Annotated in this window: 17 protein-coding genes; 7 read left to right on the top strand and 10 right to left on the bottom strand. The window is 46.2% G+C overall.

The annotated features are described in order from the left end of the window. Positions 1-18 precede the first annotated feature (18 nt). From psiE to MHH57_RS03175, 5 genes are all read right to left on the bottom strand, one after another. Positions 19-435 carry a phosphate-starvation-inducible protein PsiE gene (gene psiE, locus MHH57_RS03195; protein ID WP_029515864.1) on the bottom strand — a complete coding sequence of 139 codons (417 nt, stop codon included), beginning with the start codon at positions 433-435 and terminating at the stop codon, positions 19-21. 90 nt (positions 436-525) lie between these two features. After that, entirely contained in the window at positions 526-1,020 is a 495-nt protein-coding gene (locus MHH57_RS03190; protein WP_029515865.1) for a DedA family protein, read from the bottom strand. Between the two features lie 22 nt (positions 1,021-1,042). After that, complete coding sequence (gene pssA / locus MHH57_RS03185) at positions 1,043-1,552, bottom strand: CDP-diacylglycerol--serine O-phosphatidyltransferase (protein ID WP_029515866.1); 510 nt, start codon at positions 1,550-1,552, stop codon at positions 1,043-1,045. Positions 1,553-1,575: 23 nt separating this feature from the next. Continuing rightward, complete coding sequence (locus MHH57_RS03180) at positions 1,576-3,345, bottom strand: HAMP domain-containing sensor histidine kinase (protein WP_340954120.1); 1,770 nt, start codon at positions 3,343-3,345, stop codon at positions 1,576-1,578. After that, positions 3,342-4,022, bottom strand: a complete 681-nt coding sequence (locus MHH57_RS03175) for a response regulator transcription factor (RefSeq protein WP_061831262.1) — start codon at positions 4,020-4,022, stop codon at positions 3,342-3,344. The genes MHH57_RS03180 and MHH57_RS03175 overlap by 4 nt, the downstream gene beginning before the upstream one ends. A 210-nt stretch (positions 4,023-4,232) precedes the next feature. Here MHH57_RS03175 and MHH57_RS03170 point away from each other — a divergent pair, with 210 nt between their 5' ends. The 3 genes from MHH57_RS03170 to MHH57_RS03160 all read left to right on the top strand — a co-directional run bounded on the left by MHH57_RS03170 (position 4,233) and on the right by MHH57_RS03160 (position 6,878). After that, positions 4,233-5,576, top strand: coding sequence for a glycoside hydrolase family 30 protein (locus tag MHH57_RS03170; protein WP_342434819.1), 1,344 nt, complete (start codon positions 4,233-4,235; stop codon positions 5,574-5,576). A 195-nt stretch (positions 5,577-5,771) separates the two neighbouring features. After that, the gene (locus MHH57_RS03165; protein WP_029515870.1) at positions 5,772-6,161 is read left to right on the top strand and encodes a winged helix-turn-helix transcriptional regulator; all 390 of its coding nucleotides are present in this window, start codon (positions 5,772-5,774) and stop codon (positions 6,159-6,161) included. Positions 6,162-6,431: 270 nt separating this feature from the next. Then, positions 6,432-6,878 carry a hypothetical protein gene (locus tag MHH57_RS03160; RefSeq protein ID WP_029515871.1) on the top strand — a complete coding sequence of 149 codons (447 nt, stop codon included), beginning with the start codon at positions 6,432-6,434 and terminating at the stop codon, positions 6,876-6,878. A 103-nt stretch (positions 6,879-6,981) separates the two neighbouring features. Here MHH57_RS03160 and MHH57_RS03155 read toward each other — a convergent pair whose 3' ends face one another. Then, positions 6,982-7,473: a phenolic acid decarboxylase gene (locus tag MHH57_RS03155; protein WP_029515872.1), complete on the bottom strand. Its 492-nt coding sequence runs from the start codon at positions 7,471-7,473 to the stop codon at positions 6,982-6,984. Positions 7,474-7,639: 166 nt separating this feature from the next. On the opposite strand from MHH57_RS03155, the gene MHH57_RS03150 reads away from it, so the two are divergent. Beyond that, positions 7,640-8,188 carry a PadR family transcriptional regulator gene (locus MHH57_RS03150; RefSeq protein ID WP_069010937.1) on the top strand — a complete coding sequence of 183 codons (549 nt, stop codon included), beginning with the start codon at positions 7,640-7,642 and terminating at the stop codon, positions 8,186-8,188. 68 nt (positions 8,189-8,256) lie between these two features. On the opposite strand, the gene MHH57_RS03145 is transcribed toward MHH57_RS03150, so the two are convergent. From MHH57_RS03145 to MHH57_RS03135, 3 genes are read right to left on the bottom strand one after another with little or no spacing between them, the layout of a single operon-like run. Next, positions 8,257-9,456: a Ger(x)C family spore germination protein gene (locus MHH57_RS03145; protein ID WP_029515874.1), complete on the bottom strand. Its 1,200-nt coding sequence runs from the start codon at positions 9,454-9,456 to the stop codon at positions 8,257-8,259. Then, complete coding sequence (locus MHH57_RS03140; protein ID WP_029515875.1) at positions 9,453-10,547, bottom strand: GerAB/ArcD/ProY family transporter; 1,095 nt, start codon at positions 10,545-10,547, stop codon at positions 9,453-9,455. Before MHH57_RS03140 ends, MHH57_RS03145 begins: the two co-directional genes overlap by 4 nt. A gap of 22 nt (positions 10,548-10,569) precedes the next feature. Then, on the bottom strand, positions 10,570-12,270 hold the full coding sequence (locus MHH57_RS03135) for a spore germination protein (RefSeq protein ID WP_029515876.1): 1,701 nt from the start codon (positions 12,268-12,270) through the stop codon (positions 10,570-10,572). Positions 12,271-12,517: 247 nt separating this feature from the next. Between MHH57_RS03135 and MHH57_RS03130 the strand changes: the two genes are divergently transcribed. The 3 genes from MHH57_RS03130 to MHH57_RS03120 all read left to right on the top strand — a co-directional run bounded on the left by MHH57_RS03130 (position 12,518) and on the right by MHH57_RS03120 (position 18,385). Next, positions 12,518-12,859, top strand: coding sequence for a tail fiber protein (locus tag MHH57_RS03130; protein WP_029515877.1), 342 nt, complete (start codon positions 12,518-12,520; stop codon positions 12,857-12,859). Between the two features lie 48 nt (positions 12,860-12,907). Further along, the gene (locus tag MHH57_RS03125) at positions 12,908-16,804 is read left to right on the top strand and encodes an immunoglobulin-like domain-containing protein (RefSeq protein WP_340931286.1); all 3,897 of its coding nucleotides are present in this window, start codon (positions 12,908-12,910) and stop codon (positions 16,802-16,804) included. Positions 16,805-17,038: 234 nt separating this feature from the next. Further along, positions 17,039-18,385: an exosporium glycoprotein BclB-related protein gene (locus tag MHH57_RS03120; RefSeq protein WP_340931285.1), complete on the top strand. Its 1,347-nt coding sequence runs from the start codon at positions 17,039-17,041 to the stop codon at positions 18,383-18,385. 68 nt (positions 18,386-18,453) lie between these two features. On the opposite strand, the gene nirD is transcribed toward MHH57_RS03120, so the two are convergent. Then, positions 18,454-18,783 (bottom strand): nitrite reductase small subunit NirD, encoded by a 330-nt coding sequence (nirD, locus tag MHH57_RS03115; protein WP_342434818.1) that lies wholly within the window; start codon positions 18,781-18,783, stop codon positions 18,454-18,456. Between the last annotated feature and the right edge of the window lie 3 nt (positions 18,784-18,786).

Genomic DNA, 18,786 nt, shown 5'->3' with positions numbered 1-18,786 from the left:
TTGCAATCTTTCCCGGCATTAACTTTCTCTTTTTAACAATTTACTGTTAGCGATCAATAGAGAACCTACCATGACTAGAATAGCAATGGACCACCAGAATGTATTTTTAGCATCATCATGGTCCACAATAATGAGCCTGATGACGGCCGTAATCCCAATATAGATGAAATAACGTAATGGAAAATGAAAATTGGTTTTAAAGTACTTAACTATTAATGCTATGAATTCAAAATACAAGAAAAATACAAGCAGCTCTTCCGTGAATTCATAGTAATTTTTGTCGGCCTCTGTGTACAAAAAAACATAAGAAAAAATGGACCATGTTTCTTTTAGAAGTAAGAAGCTTAAAATCAGCCCGACCAGAAATAGCGAGATATTTAAGATCATTTGCAGAAAACCAGGTAACTTCTCAATATACTTCATTAATGCATTCAATACAGATCCCCTCACTGGTTGTACAATATCATCTTTATTTATATTATCGGTGGTATACGTGAAAAATGCTACATTACTTTTGGGGTCACCTTAATGAAAGTTTATATTCGCCCCTGCAATATAACCAATGGAGATAAAAATAAGCGTCCATATCAGAGAACCTGCGCTTGCCACCAGCATATATTTTCGGACAGGCATCGCACTAAGCCCTGACAAATAGCTTGTTGCATGTCTGACTCCTGGGATAAAATAACCAAACAAAATGGTCCACAACCCAAAGCGCGCAAACCACCCCTTAACTCTTGCAAATCGCTTCGGTGTCAATCCAACCCACTTGCCGTGCTTATCCACCAAGGGCTGGCCCAGCTTTTTGCCTAGCGTGTAGCTGATCATCATCCCTGTCATTGCACCGATGAAGCTGACTAAGATAGACACCGAATAATTCAGTACCATAATAGAAGATAAATAGCCGACAAACACCATAATAATTTCATCTGGAACCGGTAGGCCAATAATCCCAAGAGCAAGAAGAGCAAAAATAGCGATATATCCGTATTGTGTAATCATGCTGATGGCCCATTCCATAGGAGCGCCACCTCCTGACCGATTATTTTTTGAAGGACGGGAAGGGAATACGGCTAACCATCAGGAACGACAGCACTACCATTAACGCAAGCAACAACCCCGGCTTCAAATGCTCACTCCATAAAAACATAAAGGACAAAATCACTCCCGCCGCCGTAATCGGCATACCCACAAAGCCTTTACTAAAAGCCATTAGGTTGAATCTTGCCAATCTTACCGCACCACATATGACAAACAAAACAGCCACAAGTGGTCCTACCCAATGGGTATCTCCCAGCTTGTATAACAAGATCAAGAAAGCAGGGGCAACCCCAAATGAGACCACATCCGCCAGCGAATCGAGCTGTTTGCCAAAATCACTGGAACAATGCAGCAGCCTTGCCAGTAAACCGTCTAATACATCCCACAAAGCAGCCACCACCACGAGAATAAAGGCGGTCATGTATTGCTCATGAATCGTGAAATACAGGGATAAGACCCCTGCCCCCAGGTTTGCAATCGTGCATAGTGAGGGCAACCAATTCCATTTCATACTCTTAACTCCTTTGCCATAGCTTAGCCTCCGAATATAACAACAAAACGGACGCCGTCCTTGGTATTCTCCACCTTAAAGTGGAATTCGTGCAAATCCAAAATTCGTTTGACGATCGACAGCCCGAGCCCTGTCCCACCTGTCTGGCGGCTTCGGGACAGCTCAGCCCGGTAAAAGCGATCCCATATCTGCTCCAGTTGATCATCAGGAATGGTCTCACCTTTATTTTCAATGGAAAAGGAACTGATTTCCCCATCACCTTCGATACGAATCGTGATTGAGCTTCCTTCCTCAGCATGTCGTATGGCATTGACAACAAAATTGATAATCACCTGTTCCATCCATCCTACATCGGCATGGATCGGCATCTCATTGGCGGGGATAATGACTACTTCCAGCTTTTTCTCCTTCAACAAATGGAATAGCTTGTCCACGACCTCCTCCACCAGCTCACTCAAGATAAAGGTCATCTTGCGAAGCTTGAGAGTACCCGATTCCAATTTGGCGAGGTCCAGCATATCTTTGACCAATCGCTCCATTTTGTCCGCTTCCTCTACAATGACTTTCATATAATGATCCTGCTTCCCGGCGCTAACCCCATCTTGTAATCCTTCTGCGAAGCCTTTAATGATACTCAGCGGAGTTTTCAGTTCATGAGAAGCGTTGGCAAAAAAGTCTTGTTGCACAGCCTCCATCCTCTGCTTCTGTTCCATATCCTCCACTAATTGCTGATTGGCCTCCTGAAGCTCGCGCAAAGCGGTGTCCAGGTTCTGGGACAGGGTATACATGCTGTAGGACAAGCTGCCCAGTTCATCATTCTGCCGGATTGGTGTATGGGCTGTAAAATCGAGCTTAGCCATCCGCTTGGCGGTATTATTCAAAGCAATGAGCGGACGGGTCACCATCCGAGAATAGAACAGAGACAAAATTAGAATGAGTGCAAATCCTCCGATCCCTAAGTACAGATAAAACCAGCGCAAAGCCTCATTCGTCTCACTGATTTCCTGCAACGATGTCACAGTGAACAGGAGGTCGATCTCGCCTGTGCTCTGACGAACAGGATGGACTATAACTGCATTGCGTACCCCTGTCCAAGGTTCCGTCCAATCTTCCTCCAACACTTCGAAATTCTTAAGCTTCTCCAGATGCGACTGTGATAAAGGGAACCATTCCTCCAGCGCACTAAACAGTAAACCTTGTCGCTGACTCCATGTTTTCAGATCCGGCAGTACAATCTCTGTCACCGTACCGGAAAACCTTACACTGCCACCTGTGCTTGCCTCTTCCAAAGTTGATCCTATACTTTTGAAGCCAAGCTTCTGTATGCCGGTTGGATAAATTAAATTGGCGGAGGATATGCCTTCCGTTCCCAATCCCTCACCTTCAACCGTTACCGTATCGCCAGGCTGAATCCGGGCAGCTCTCAGCTCATCTCCATACTCACTCATAAACAGAGACAGCGATATTTTAACGATTTTACCATCTGCTTTTCTTACATTGATATGAAACGCATCATCCAGCTTTACTTTGCCGTCCAGCGTTACAATCGCCAACTGGTTTTTATTCTGAAGCATAAAACGAGCTGCCTCACGCGAAACCCTGCCCGATCCCCAAGCCTCCTGGACATAACTTTGACCGAAGCTTTGCAAACGACTTTCCACACGCCCAATCTTCTGTTTCTGATAAAAATTTTCAAAAAACAACAATTGACTTAAAATCACCATACCGTAAAAACACAGGAAAAACACAACCGTCATAATGAACAACTTAAAGGTAACTCCCCGTTTGTTCATTCTTCCTCCTCAAACCTGTAGCCTGTACCAAAAACCGTGCGGATATGGCGTGATTCACGTCCCAGCTTGCTTCTCAGCTTTTTGATATGCGTATCGACAACTCGTGTATCTCCTTCAAAGTCGATGCCCCATACTCGGTTCAGTATCGCATCCCGTGAAATAACGATGCCTTTATTATGTATAAGCAGCCGCAGCAGCTCATACTCCTTCGGCGTCAGCTCGACTTCCGCCTGATCCACCTCAAGCCGATGAGCCATCGTGTTGAGAATGGCACTACCGAACCGCAAGATATGCGACTCTGGCTGCACATGTCCTTCCACCCGTTTCATCAGCGCGTTGGCGCGGGCGATCAGCACCTTGGGGCTGAAAGGTTTGGTCACGTAATCATCGGCTCCTAGTTCAAAGCCTAATATTTTATCATCATCACCGGATTTGGCTGTCAACAAAATGATCGGCACACCTGAACGGCTGCGCACCTGGCGGCACACCTCCCAACCATCCAGTTCCGGCATCATAATATCGAGTATAATCAGGTCAGGCTGCACCGAATCAAACCAGATAAGTGCATCTTTTCCATTGCCTGCTTCATAGACTTCCCAATTATTTTGTTTAAAATAATCCGCAATCACTTCACGAATACGTATTTCATCCTCGACAAGAAGAACTCTTTTCTTCAATCGACTTCCCTCTTTCGGTCATTCTAGGACACCAGTATATCAAAGACATGTGTTCTTTATGTGTTCTTGACACTTCTTATCAGCAAAAGTTCTCATCCGCAAATTTCACCTTGGATTAGGGCAAATTTGTCATCGCTCAGACCATCTCTTCCTCTAAGATCCTACCCTATAATAAGTTGAGATACAAAAAGCCTGACAGGAGGGTAACACATGAGCAATCAAACCATTCAGTGGTTTTCCACTTCCAAAGCTAAAGCTTGGCAATCCCAAGCTCACCATTTGACCGATACCCAAGAGAGTGCCAACCTAATCCTTACAGGAGAAACATATCAGCTTGTAGAAGGCTTTGGTGGCTGTTTTAATGAATTAGGTTATGTGGCCCTGAATCATTTGGAAAAGGACGACCGAGATCGGGTGCTTCATTCTCTCTTTCACCCAGAGGGCGAGCACAAATTCACGATATGCCGACTTCCTATTGGAGCGAGTGACTACGCGCTGGAATGGTATAGCCACAATGAAACAGACGGCGACGTGGAGATGAAGCATTTTTCCATCGAGCGCGATCAGCAGTATCTCATTCCTTTTATTCGAGAAGCGTTACAACTCAATCCGGACTTAAAGTTGTTCGCTTCACCCTGGAGTCCGCCGACATGGATGAAATCACCGAAAGCCTACAATTACGGCACGCTGCGCTGGGAAAAGGATATTTTGAAAGCGTATGCATTGTACTTTGTCAAATTTGTTCAGGCTTACCGGGAGGCAGGGATTACGATCCATCAGATTCATGTTCAAAATGAAGTCATTGCCGATCAGAAGTTTCCTTCCTGTGTATGGACCGGAGAGCAACTGCGTGAATTTATTCGCGACTATTTGGGTCCTACTTTTGAGGAACACGGACTGGATACGGAAATTTGGCTGGGCACCATTAACGCACCCGATCCGTGGGAGGAATTAATGAAAAAGACTTCGACCGGATTCGATGAGTATGCCCATACCGTGTTAAGTGACCCCCAGGCCTACAAATATATTAAAGGTGTAGGCTACCAGTGGGCAGGCAAAAATGCCATTCAGCGCACCGTTGCCAGTTATCCTGAGCTTCGTTACATGCAAACCGAAAATGAATGCGGTAACGGAGAGAACTCATGGGACTACGCCAAATATGTATATAATCTGTACCAACACTACTTCACCAATGGTGTGAATGCTTATATTTACTGGAATATGGTTTTGGAACCGAAAGGCAAGAGCACATGGGGCTGGGAGCAAAATTCGATGATTACCGTTGATCCAACGGATCGAAAACCTGTCCTGAATCCAGAGTATTATGTTATGAAGCATTTTTCTCATTTTGTATTACCGGGTGCCCGACGCATCGGACTTCGTGGCTCATGGACTGGAAATGCAGTTGCTTTTCAAAATACAGACGGGCAAAGAGTGCTAGTCATCGCCAATCCGTTCAAGGAATCACGTGTACTGAATCTGTCTCTCGGAAAAACAACACACCGCTTGGAGCTGGAGCCAGAGTCCTTTAATACGATCGTGATTCCTTCTTAACGCCGCAGGTTTCTGGAATTATGCATATATTAGGAATATTACGTTCCTGTTTTCCGGTCCTGCGTAATCATCATGCTTCACTGTCCAGTCGATCTGTATCCATATACGTATGCATAGTTTCCAAAATGGATGTATATCCTTTTGCGTATAGTAACTATAAATAGTATACTTGGAATAACTATGGACAGGAGGTCGATGAATATCACTACTGTAAAAGACCGGATTGATTTGAAGCTGATTAATTGTGATAAGGAATTGACTCTCGCGGTCATCGGTGGAAAATGGAAGCTGATTATTTTGTGGCATCTCGGTATGGAAGGCACCAAGCGGTTTGGTGAATTGAAGAAGCTGATTCCCCATATTACGCAAAAAATGCTGACTAACCAATTGCGCGAGCTGGAAGAAGATAAACTCATTCTACGTAAAGTCTATCCTGTCGTCCCTCCGCATGTGGAATATTCACTGACAGAGCATGGCGAAAGCCTGATTCCGGTACTGAGAGCAATGTACGATTGGGGATCAAACTATCGCGAGAACGTGATTTGGAAAGAAGAAGAAGCGGTTCAAGACGTCACACCCGTGTGACCAGCAAACAAGCATTTTGCGAAATGCTAAACTATATTTCTCGTAGAGGCGACCCTGGGAAGATCCGGGGTTGTTTTTTTGTGATATAAAGACATTCTCCAAGATAATAAAAGATATGGATGCAAGTATCCGTTTCCATTGGCATTAAAGATCGTTTTCCGCTACATATCCTCATTTTACACTTGTATTCGTGATTTACATTACATCCGCTGTGACGTATGATTCTTCCATCCCTATTTACAGTGAACTCGAGAAGGAGGCCATTCTAGCATGAGCATGACGCTTGCCCAGCCCACAACGTCCCAAGCGACCCAATTACGCATTGGTTCCATGGAAATGATTCAATACGATTATCGTCAATTTCCTGACTCGAAACCCTATCAACACCATTGCTGTGGCTTGCTTACTATGTCGTGTAACGGCGCTCAAGGTCTGGCAGAATATGAGTTACCTGAAATTAAAGGCGCCTTTGACCTCGTCCGCTGGGCTTCCGTGTTTACCTCACTCAAGGGTCTGTCCTTAACCGAGGCTGAGCAATATATTCAGCACCACGCTGATCACTGGGGGCCTGATAAAACAGAGCTGGCTCTATCTGCCTTATCCGATCTGACTGCCCATGCGAACCTGCACATTCTCTCCCCATTAGCGACCATCCTCCCCCCTCGGATTAGTCGTTCGTATCTCATCGAGCATGGCCTGGTCTACTATTCATTCTAAATATCGTCCACCACTCCATTAGCAATCTACTTTCCAGTTCATGCAAAAAAGCCTGAGACTGTTTATCACAGGCCAGGCTTTTACACTTTCAGCACAGAGTTGATCACACTTGCAGCTTACCTGCACGAATATCGTCTGTCATTCCTTCATAAGGTGCTTGGGAAATTAATTGTTCGTTGTTCACACCCGCATTTTCGATGAATGTAATATCTGCAAATTCAGGCACCACATACTTTGGATACGTTTCATACTTTTCACGCGATTCTTCCATTAGCGGAATAAAATCGTTTTGGTAGCGCACAGTGATTTCCGGATGCTCATGAACCCATTTAGGGAAGAAAATAATGCCGTGCATACGTTTTTCTTCAGGCATAAAATTCAGAGACACGTCAGTGCCTGTCGGTTCGGTCCACGATACTTTATACACGTTTTCCACCAGTTTCGCCAGATTGACCTTCTGATCACGTACCCAGCGGCCACCTACCATACCACTATGAATGCGATAATCGATCGTATCTTCATTTTTAATATATATTTCATACTCCCAACCATTCTCATAGGTGTAAATCATGTGGCTGCCGATAAACTTGTCCATCTTGCATCCTTCTTTCCTAAATTATAATTTTTCATGAATTGAATGGGATACCAAAGATAATAAATATTCAATTCAAACATGTAAATATAAACATGTTTTTAACTACATATAAATTGTAGCACTGTGGTATACTAGTGTCAAATACCGTTTTACGAGGAGAGCTACGTTGAAACGCACTTTAAAATATGCCATTTTGGGCCTGGTTCACAAAGAGGAAATGAGCGGCTACGATATTACGAGCCAATTCAAGCAGGAAATCGGACAATTTTGGAGCGCCAAGCACAGTCAGATTTATCCCGAGCTCAAAAGGCTGACCGAAGAGGGACTCATTGAATATCGGACCTCCATTACAGGAGCCAAGCTGGAAAAAAAATTGTACTGCATTACCCCCAAAGGAACCCAAGAGCTGACCGAATGGCTGCTAAGCCCCAAGGAGTTACCGGAAACGGAAAAAGATGAGTTTATGCTTATGCTGTATTTCTCAGCGGCCATCCCCAAGGAAGAGAACAAGCGATTGTTCGAGGACCAGATTGCCAAACGTAAAGAAAAGCTGGAGTATCTGTACGAAAGTAAAAAATCCCTCCAACAGCTGGACGAGAATCTTCAATCCCCCGGCTCTAACCAATTCGGGCATTATCTGGTGCTGAGCCGTGCCATTAATCGGGAAGAAAGCTATATTACGTGGCTGGAAGAAACACTGTCCCTGTTTGAATAGCCTAAAAAACCTTCAACGTCACGTAGATTCGTGGTATTGAAGGTTTTTCTAAAATAAGTACGTGCAAACTAGTCTGCCGTCGTAATCGAAGAGCCGTAATCTTCAATATGGATATCTGTGCTAAACCGTACAGGAATGGTACTAAAAGTGGTATCCCAATCCTCTTTGACCTTACGCCAAACTTTAGGATGCTGAATCCTCAAGGCCTCTCCGAAACCTCCGACGTCAACCTTCAGCTTTTGCATTTTAGCTAACGTTTGTTCAGCTAATGAATTCACTTTCTCCTGAAAGAGACTCTCTTCTTGTCCAAGCACATTGTTGCTACGCAAATTTTCATTCTTTATATGCACCTCCGAAATGCGTCCCTCTGAGGTCATTTTTACCTGAAAGGAAATGTCATCCCCCTGAACGATGGCCTTGATCTTGCTTTTCACCGCTTTGATCTCATATGCTATATTTTTACCGGTTTTCGGATCGCTGCTTTTCAGCACGCCTCCATCCAATTGGCCTTTGATCCACATAAGACCCTCGACCTCCGACTCATTCAGATAACCACCGTAGGTTTGTGTCTTTCCCTTGATGATTCCCGCACCTGCGAGCTTGATTTCATTCTCCGCCGTAATGACATTAGGTAATATAAAGCTTCTTTCACCCTTCATGGGTCCGATCACTTTAGCCAAAGCCATGGGCTTTATCAACCGCGCGTTCCGTTTACGGTTTTGGAATATATCCTTTAATATATAAGCAGGAATCTGACCAGGAATTTTCTCCTGAAGCGCATTCCCCGCCTTGTCTGTACTAATCAGTAGCTGTACGCTGGGCCGAATGTCATTATCCCCCAAGAAAAAGTCCAGCAGCTCATACAACGGAATCTTGCGAAGCAGACTGGAGCTGATAATAATCGTTTTCAAATGTTGCCCGATGGGAGGTCGATTGGTCCGCAATGAAATTTCTCTGAGCATTTCAAAAACGGAATCCCCCGTTTCCGTAATATTAAAAAATTTTTTAGCTTGCGGGGAGGAGCTATTGGAGCCTCCGCTTTCCTCTGGGATGACAAATTGGAAGGTTCCAGTGATTAACTCTTTTTTTGGATAATCTCCTCCTTTTCGATTAATTTGCTCTTCTTGCGAAGATTCTGCCTCTACATCCATAGCAATACCTGTCATCAGATTTAGATCCTCCACCGGCGAGCTGCTCCAACAACCTGAAAGTGTACAACATACTAGGAGTGCGGTCATTCCGAGTAATCCCGACCGTGCCCTCATCATGACCGCACCTTCCTCCAGCGAGAAATAAGCAGAAGTGGCAGTGGAAGCAGAGCGAATAAAACAAAAGCTCCATTCCCCAGGATCGTTCCAAAAGAAAATAACTCATTCAGATTTTTGGGAATTTGGGATAGGAAGTAGATGATCGGAAGCAAAATGAACAGCGTCTTGGAATAAGAGCTATTCAAAATTTGAGAAACTCCGAGCGAAGCGCAATAAAAAGCAATACTAAATGTGGAAAAAATTTGCATGATCCAAATGGTCAACAACAAGGATTCGAACCGTTCCAATAACAGGTACTCCACTTCAAAACTGCGAGCCAAATCTAAAAATGGCCAGGTTCTGCTCAAGACTCCTTCGAACGAAAAAGCGCCAATGCACAGGATCAGCGTTGCTGTATAAAAAGCGACCGCGATCCCGATCGCCAGTCCGATTGCCTTGGTTGCTTTCTCGGGTTTTTCCATCCGACAAAAAATAATCAGCAAGGACTCTGTCCCCGTTAATGTCAGGATTGTAGTCTTGAGCGTTCTAACCACTGGCATCACCCCCTCCGACAAGACAGGACGCAAATTATTCAATTCGAAAATATTTAAACTCAGCAAGCATATCAACAAAAAGATAGCCGTCGTAATCGGGAATATTAATTGGCATATTTTCCCTAACGAGCTTACTCCTCCCATGCATAGGTACAGAGAGAGCCACATAAAAGGTGCTGAAATTGCCCACGCCGGAGTGCCTTCAAGCAGAAAGAACGACGTTACTTCCTCCACAGATCGGATTTCAAATGCGGCTATACAAACAAAATAAATAACAATCAGCATACCAATCCCTTTGCCAATGACTTTGCCTGTTATCCGCTGAACATACTGGTAAAAGGTACTTTCTGGAAACCTTGAACTTAGTTTGATCATAATCCATCCGAGCAGGAAAGTGCCCCCCCCTGCTAAAATGACAGATATCCACGCATCCGGTGTTTTTGCAACTTCAGTTGCTACTCTGGGAAGGGTAAGCAACCCGGCAGCCAGCATAAAGGAAACCACAATTGCCGTTGTCTGCAACGTTGTAATTTTATCCGCTTTTTTCCCACGGGCCATCTTGCTCCCTCCTGTGTTGAGCTCATCCTTGTCGCTTAGGGTCTTTATGCTTCAAAAGAATGGGTCTATTTTTCATAAATTGCAGCGGTGCTCGTATGAAGTAATCTTTCCAGTCCTTCAACGAACGGGGGACCGTTAGACTCAGGAACGGCACACCGAAGCTGTGTAATTTAACCATATGAATACTCAGCATTAGGAAAAACATGATTACGCCATACAACCCGAAGGTGGCCGCCGTAAACATGGCTCCAAAGCGCATGACACGCATGGAAATCCCAGCGCTGTATACAGGGGCTGAAAAGGAAGAAATCGCTGTAACGGCCACCACAATTACGAGAATCGGGCTTACAATCCCGGCGTTAACAGCGGCCTGTCCAATAATCAAACCGCCAACGATGCCCATCGCTGGACCGATGGGTTTGGGGAGCCGAAGTCCCGCCTCACGTAAAATTTCGATAGAAATCTCCATAATCAGGGCCTCAACCAGCGTCGAAAACGGAACCCCTTGTCTCGCACTGATAATGGAAATGACCAGCTTGGTTGGAATCAATCCGGGATGAAACGAGATAAAGGAGATATAGAGCGCCGGGGCGAACAACGATATGAAAGTTGCCATAAAACGAAGGAATCGTATAAGCGAACCCGGTATCCATCGTTCATAATAATCTTCGGGGGACTGGAGCATCATCCCATACGTTACAGGCATAAGAAGCGCAAAAGGTGTACCGTCCAGCAGAATCGCCACACGTCCCTCCAGCAATGCAGCCATGACCCGATCCGGTCTCTCCGTATTTTGAATTTGCAGAAAGGGGCTAAGAAAATTATCCTCAATAAGCTGCTCCACATAGCCCGACTCCAATACCTCATCCATATCAATGGTTTGGACCCGCCGCTTCACCTCATCCACAAGCTCCGGGTCGGCAATGTCTCTGAAATACACCACCATCAACTGCTTCTCCACTCTTTTTCCAACTTTGAAGGACGACATGGCCAGTTCCGTACTTTCTCCATGTCTGCGCAGCATTGCCGTATTATCGCTGAGGGTCTCGGTAAAACCGACTCGCGGTCCTCGCAGCACCGATTCCGATATCGGGTCCTCCACCCCTCGTGTATTCCCTTTGGGTGTACCCAGCACAAAAGCGCCGGGTATGCCCTGAATTATAAGTATGACAGAACCGAACAGCACCTTTTGCAAGGAGAACTGCACCTCTAACGTATACTCTGTCTCCGATACCAGCATGACCTGACGAATAAACATATCCCGAAGCTCTTTTCCTCTCGGAAGATCCTCCCCGCCTTGTCCTGAACTGCCCCAATCCATCAGTGGCTTTAAAATGTTCTGATCCATGCCAACCTTGTCTGTTAATCCATCCACAAAAAAAAGTGTACCTACAGCGTTCAGTTTTCCCAGGAAAATAGATCGTTCGTTCACATCTGCCATATCCGCGACGGCTTGTCTGACTTTTTCTATATTCGCCTCATAATCTTCGGTAAAGGTTCCCTTTTCCTTCTCTGCCTCACTTACAGACGGGTTGCGATCTGCCTGCTCCGAACGGTCTTCTTCTTCTAGAAGCTTTAATCGTTCCATACGTCTGCTCTCTCGACCATCCATCGCTTTAATTTGTCGTACCGTCAGAAAAATAATCAAAGGTATGATGAACAAAAAGACAGCTTCTATCCATACGTTCCATTTGGGTATATGAGTTCCGATGACCTGCCACACGTTCTTTCCTCCTTTACTTCCATAGGATTTGTATATAGATTTACCTGGATTAGAAAAAAGATGCATGGACGATAGGTGGGATGGAATAAATTTCTTTGCTCACAAAAGGAATAAAAAGGTGAATTTGATAGATGAACTGTAGTGTCAAATGTAGAAATCCATGATAATATCTATTCATTCTATGACTAATGTCACAAATTTGTTGAATTCGTGGTCCATTATTCGAATCTAAAAAGGAGTTGTAGGTATGAAGAATCATTTTTGGAAGAAAACCGCTGTGTTGAGTTTGTTAGCGGTCATTTTGTTAGGTGGAACGGCAATCAGTCCCAAACAGGCACATGCAGGTTATGAGCCTTATATTGGGGAAATTACGGTGTACCCGTACATGTTCGCTCCTAAAGGTTGGCTAAAATGCGAGGGCCAGATCTTGAGCATTGCTCAGAATTCAGCATTATTTAGCCTGCTGGGCACTAATTTTGGCGGCGATGGAATGAGCACATTTGCATTGCCTGACTTGCGCGGAGCTTCCCCGTTGCCAAATGTAAACTACTACATCGCAACCGAAGGGGCATACCCGTCCCGCCCATAAGATGAATACGCTCAATAGTGTGCTATTTAATAAAGAAGAGGTGATAGCGTGCTCGAAGGCAATAACTTCACACGCAACAAATTGAAACCCTATCGGTTGCTGGTTCCATTGCTGCCATTCATCGGCGGTGCGTTCCTGCTCATAGGGACGAATGAGGCACATGCTGCCGGTTGGGAAAATGTAGTGTTGCACAAGCCTGTAAGCTCAAGCGGTTACACGCAACCCTATGATCCCTCCAGAGCGGTAGATGGGTCAATCGAGCCAACAAGCCGCTGGTATCAAGCTAGCAACGGTGAGAAATGGATCCAGGTAGACTTGAGAGATTGGTATATCGTAGATCGATACGTTGTTACAGGTATGGGTGTCCATTATGGATGGAACGATCAACGTGATCCATACAGTTTCCGATTGCAGACAAGCAGCAACGGAATTAATTGGGTGACTGTTGATACCGTACAGAATAATGGAAGCTCTAATGTTGAAAAGAGCATTGCCCCTGTAACTACACGATACTTGCGATTAACTATTGATCAAGGAAATGCAAGAAACAATCAATGGACTTCCATCATGGAATTCGCAGCTTATGGGGAGCAATTGCCTATTCCACAGGCTCCGGGCCATTTTGCAGGAACCAAAAATGGAAATACAGTGGAGTTAAGCTGGGATGCTGTTCCTTATGCAACATCATACAAAGTCATACGAGATAGCGTAACGCTCTATACAGGCAGCTTAACCCAATTCATAGACACTTCAGCCTTGCCGCCAGGTGAAGCAATTTATACGGTTCAGGCTGTGAATGCTAAAGGGGAGAGCACTCCCTCAGAGGTTAAAGTGATTATACTTACCGATGCCGAGAGAGTTGCACAGGCAAAAGCCGCTCTTGCTTTAGGCTTTGCATCTGGAGATACAGCTGATTCGGTATCTCAAAATCTGACACTACCCCTCACTGGATTGAATGATACGACGGTGAGCTGGAGTTCGGATACTCCTGACGTCATTACGAATGAGGGGGCTGTCACACGCCCGCGGTACGATCTGGGTGACCGAAAAGTAAAACTGACAGCTACGATTGCAAAAGGAACCGCCTCGGATACTCAAACTTTCGAAGTTACCGTACCGAAGATAACTGCACATGATACATTGGATCAAGCAGCAGGTGCCCTCTCGCTTGGCGATTTGTCTGCGCTGACAGAAAATATATCTCTCCCATTATCCGGTTATGGTGGTACGCAGATCGAATGGTCCTCGTCCAAACCTCTTGTCATTGCATCAGATGGAACACTCACCAGACCCTCTTATAGTAGTGGAGATACTGACGTTATCCTAACGGCTACCCTGCAACTTGCAGGCTTAACGAAAACAAAGAATTTTACTGCGCATGTATTCCGTCTGCCCATGAGCGATACAGAAGCCGTTGACGCAGCATACAGGGCGCTTGAGTTGCCAATGACTACAGTAACCGGAGACGTATATTTGCCAAAAGACGCATTGAATGGTGTTCAGGTGTCATGGTCATCGACTCAGCCCCAGTTCCTGGATCATACGGGGCATGTAACATTCCCAAGCTATGTGCAAGGCGATCAGACCATCACGCTGGAAGCAGTTGTGTCACGAGGCGGGGTTGAGCTGCGAAAAACATTCAGCCTGCTCGTGCCCGCACTGCCCGTAAGTGCTGATGAAGCCGTAAATTTGGCAGCAAATACACTAAATTTGGATTATCCGCAAGGGATTAAGGATTCCATTGCTCTGCCTCGTACAGGAGCATTTGACACCCAGATTGACTGGTCTTCGGATCAACCGGATATCCTCAGCAATAGTGGTCAGGTGAATCGGCCTAAATATACAGACGGTGATGCGAATGTACAATTAATTGCCATTATTTCTAAAGGTGCAGCTTCTGTACAAAGAACATTCACGATCACAGTGCTGAAGGCATTGCCGAATACACCTTACGTACGATTGAACGGCAGTAATCCAATTGTTCTGGAAACCGGCGACAGCTTCACTGATCCAGGAGCCAGCGTACTGGACAGTGTTTACGGCAATATCCTGCTCCCTGAGCTTTCAGGTAGCGGGAATGTTGATACAAATGTACCTGGTGTATATGTATTGAACTATGCTTATAGCGACAACGGGGGTTGGACGGCAGAGCCTGCAGAACGCCATATAAACGTGCTGCCTCGTGCTGTTACAGCCGCAGCAGGCAATGAGGATATAGCCTCTGTGATCGTTACAGGCGCCTTACCGAACGCACGGCTTGAGCTGTACAATGCTCAGCAGGAGCTTATAGCGGAAGGAATTGCTTCCGGAGAGGGTAGATATACATTTATACCCGTTCCTGAAGGAGCCACCTACTATGTGCTACAGAACGTAAATGGCATGAAGAGCGCTCCGTCAGGGCTAGTGTATCCGCAAGGGTTAACCGCGCAGCGCGTTGCCGATTCCATCACAAGCATAACACCTCCTACAACAAGTGATACATTGCTCAGGTTGCCTGTTGTACCTGATGGTTTCCGTGTGACCATCAGCAGCAGTAGCCAGCCAGACATCGTGCGTACAGACGGAACTATTGTTCAAGCAGGTACTCCTTCCGTTGTAACTATCATGCTGGATGTTATGAGGGTAAGTGATGGTTCTCATGCTTTGACGCAAGCCATAGAAGTCACCGTTCCTGCCAAGGTAATTGCGAATACAGGCAAATCTAACAAAGATAAGACTGAGGATCTATCTACTTTCGTGCCACAGATCGGATTTTCCGAACAAGGGAAAGAGTTCTCCCTCTTTGTTCCTTCGCCGGCATTTCTGGATGAGCAGATACAGCAAGCACTTCGTGAGGGCAAAGCATACGCAGACATTCGTTTGGAGCAGGAAAAACAAATGAGTCGTGTTCTCCTTCCTCATTCTTTACTGAATAAGTGGGATAAGATGGGTGCATCGGTAATATCCCGATATGGAACACTGAGGATATCCAGTGACACCTTAACCAGCATGGCCTCAGGTCAGCAGGACGTTACATTGTCATTCCAGCAGGTAGATGTACAGCGTGCACAGCAGATCCGTGATTGGGCTGAGCAACAATCCAGCCTGACGCTGATGGGTCCGGTTACAGACATCAAAGCCAATATGACAGGGACAGGGACATCGACCATCATTCTACCGCTGGATAACGAATCCTTAGGTGAGTTACACAATGCAGAGCCCCAGTTCTCCATTCTTGTTATTCATGAGAATGGCGAGCGTGAGATTCTAAAAGGTACTGCTGTAATGGATTCAAAAGGGATTTTGTCGGGTGTGAGTCTGAATACGACCGGGTTAGGTACCTTTGCCATCGCCACAGATGCAAAGCCTCAAACCGGTCATACCCGTGTGCAAAATGCCCCAATCAATTCGTCAGATTCGCAAGAGCTAGCTCAAGTATGGCCAGATGTACAAGGCCATTGGGCTGCGAAGTCCTTGCAATCTCTTGCAGACAAAGGCTGGATACAAGGCTATAAAGACGGCAACATACGTCCTGAGCGCGCTGTAAGCCGTGCAGAATTTGTAGCCATACTGACCAGAGCATTGGGAACTGCTGGAGATGAGAGCCCTTCTACCTCATTTACAGATATGAAGGGACACTGGGCTGGATCAGCTGTGGATTCTGCTTACCGTCAGGGATGGATTCAAGGGCTAACCGCTCAAACTTTCGGACCTGATGAAAGCCTTACCCGTGAACAGGCGATGGTGATCCTGTCACACGCGATGCAGAATCAGACATCCATTTCCAGCACTACTGCACTGCAATCCTACAAGGATGAGCAGCAGATTTCAGCGTGGGCCTCCACAGCATTCCAAAATGCAGTATCCTCCGGCTGGATCAGCGGTTATCCAGATGGAACGCTCAAGCCAAAAGCGGCTATCAGCAGAGGTGAGATGGCTGAACTGTTAGTACGTATGCTTAAATAAGAATTTTCAAGTTTCATAGATCAGATGAGTATAGCCAATACAACGCGGCCTCCAAGCTTTTCGGGGGGCCGTATTTTTTATGTGTATTTTATGTAGGAGCCTTCAACAATCATTTTTGCTTGGTCATTCACCCTTTTCGCTTCAGAAAATATATTATGAGTATCTGCGAAACGGGGCGATGAACCACCTGTCACCTCTACTGTAGGAAGAACGATCAGGAGGAGATATTTGAGCATGAAACATAAAAAACCGTTCAGGTTCAGTGGTGCATCAAAAAAAGATGAAGACTGTAAACCAACAAGAGTAAATAGAAGTATCGAAGATCTTCTCAGGCTGATTAATGAAATGACCGCGATTATCCCCATTGTGTTCGCAAACCCTTCTGCGGCTAATGTATCTTCCTTGCAACAGGTTTTAAGACGTCTGTTGTCTCTGGCGAAAAGCTTAAGGCTTCGCGGCGGGGCCAAGGCAGACTTACTGGCAGCGCTGGAGCTTGCTATTGTTGCGTTAGAAGCTACACCTTTCTCGCCGATCGGCGTAGGTACTGCACTGCAACAATTGCTGGATGCGCTATTGTCCATCGTTTTACAAGAATCCCTCGATCCTGCTCTTAAGGACAGCTTAATCAACGCGATCAGAATCGCTGGAACGATGGTTAGCAACGTATTAGGTGAAACATACTTGTCAGGGGAGCCCGGTGCACAAGGACCCCCAGGGCCTCCAGGGGTTCCAGGGCCTCCAGGACCTCCAGGACCGGTGGGACCCGGCGGTGCGCCTGGACCAGCAGGTGGACCAGGGCCACAAGGGGCTCCCGGACCTATCGGAGCGGCCGGACCTGTGGGCCTTGACGGGCCTGCGGGACCTGTTGGAGCGACTGGACCTGTGGGCGCCGCTGGGCCCGCTGGGCCTATCGGGGCCGCTGGACCGGAAGGCCCTGCCGGACCAGTCGGCGCTACGGGTGCTACGGGAGCCGATGGTCTACCGGGCGCGGTTGGCGCTGTCGGACCCGCTGGGGCCACGGGTGTTACGGGCGTTACAGGGATTACCGGAGCCACCGGCTCGGGAGCCATCATCCCGTTTGCTTCCGGAGGGCCTGCTACACTGACAACTGTTCTTGGTGGGCTGGTAGGAACCACAAGTTTGATCGGCTTCGGAAGCTCAGCTACAGGTATTGGCCTCGTAGGCGATACCATTGACCTCACAGGTACGCTTGTAGGACCGCTTATTAACTTTGCTTTTTCCGTACCACGGGATGGCGTAATTACCTCTATTGCTGGTTACTTCAGTACAACAGCTGCTCTGACCCTCTTAGCATCATCCGTTAGCATTACTGCCCAGTTGTTTAGTTCCCCAACACCTAATAATTCCTTCACAGCGATTCCCGGAGCTACCGTTATATTGACTCCCCCACTGACTGACATTGTTGCTTTGGGAACGATCTCTAGTGGTATTACTACCGAATTGGCTATACCCGTAACCGCGCAGACCCGTCTACTTATGGTCTTCTCAGCAACGGCTACAGGAGCCTCCCTCCTCAACACCGTGGTGGGTTATGCGAGTGCAGGCATTACCATTACCTGATCCAAGCCGAAAAGGGCCCAACAGGATTGTCCTGTTGAGCCCTTTTTATTTGTATTCCATCAGATGAACTAAACCGTTTCGAGCGATATTTTTACTTCTTCTCCCTCTTCACAAACAGCGAACGTTTTAACTTGTCCGTGATCAGGCTCTTGAACGATGCCTGTCTGCAGGTCAATTTTCCAGTCATATAAAGGATCATAGATATAATGACCAGATACTATCGCCTCTGTAAGAGGACCTCTTTTGGGATGAGGATTGATATTTTCAACGGCATAAAGCTCATTCTCCGAAGTGCGAAAAACAGCAATTTCGACACCTTTGATGTGGATGGTACGTCCTATTCTGATCGGAAAATCCTTACTGTGACCGACGATAAGCCATTCGGCATTTTTGATCATTTG

The sequence above is a fragment of the Paenibacillus sp. FSL H7-0442 genome, assembly GCF_038593105.1.
In the GTDB taxonomy this organism is placed as follows: domain Bacteria; phylum Bacillota; class Bacilli; order Paenibacillales; family Paenibacillaceae; genus Paenibacillus; species Paenibacillus polymyxa_D.
The sequence above is the reverse complement of the archived record's forward strand: the minus strand, read 5'-3'. Positions and strand labels throughout refer to the sequence as shown.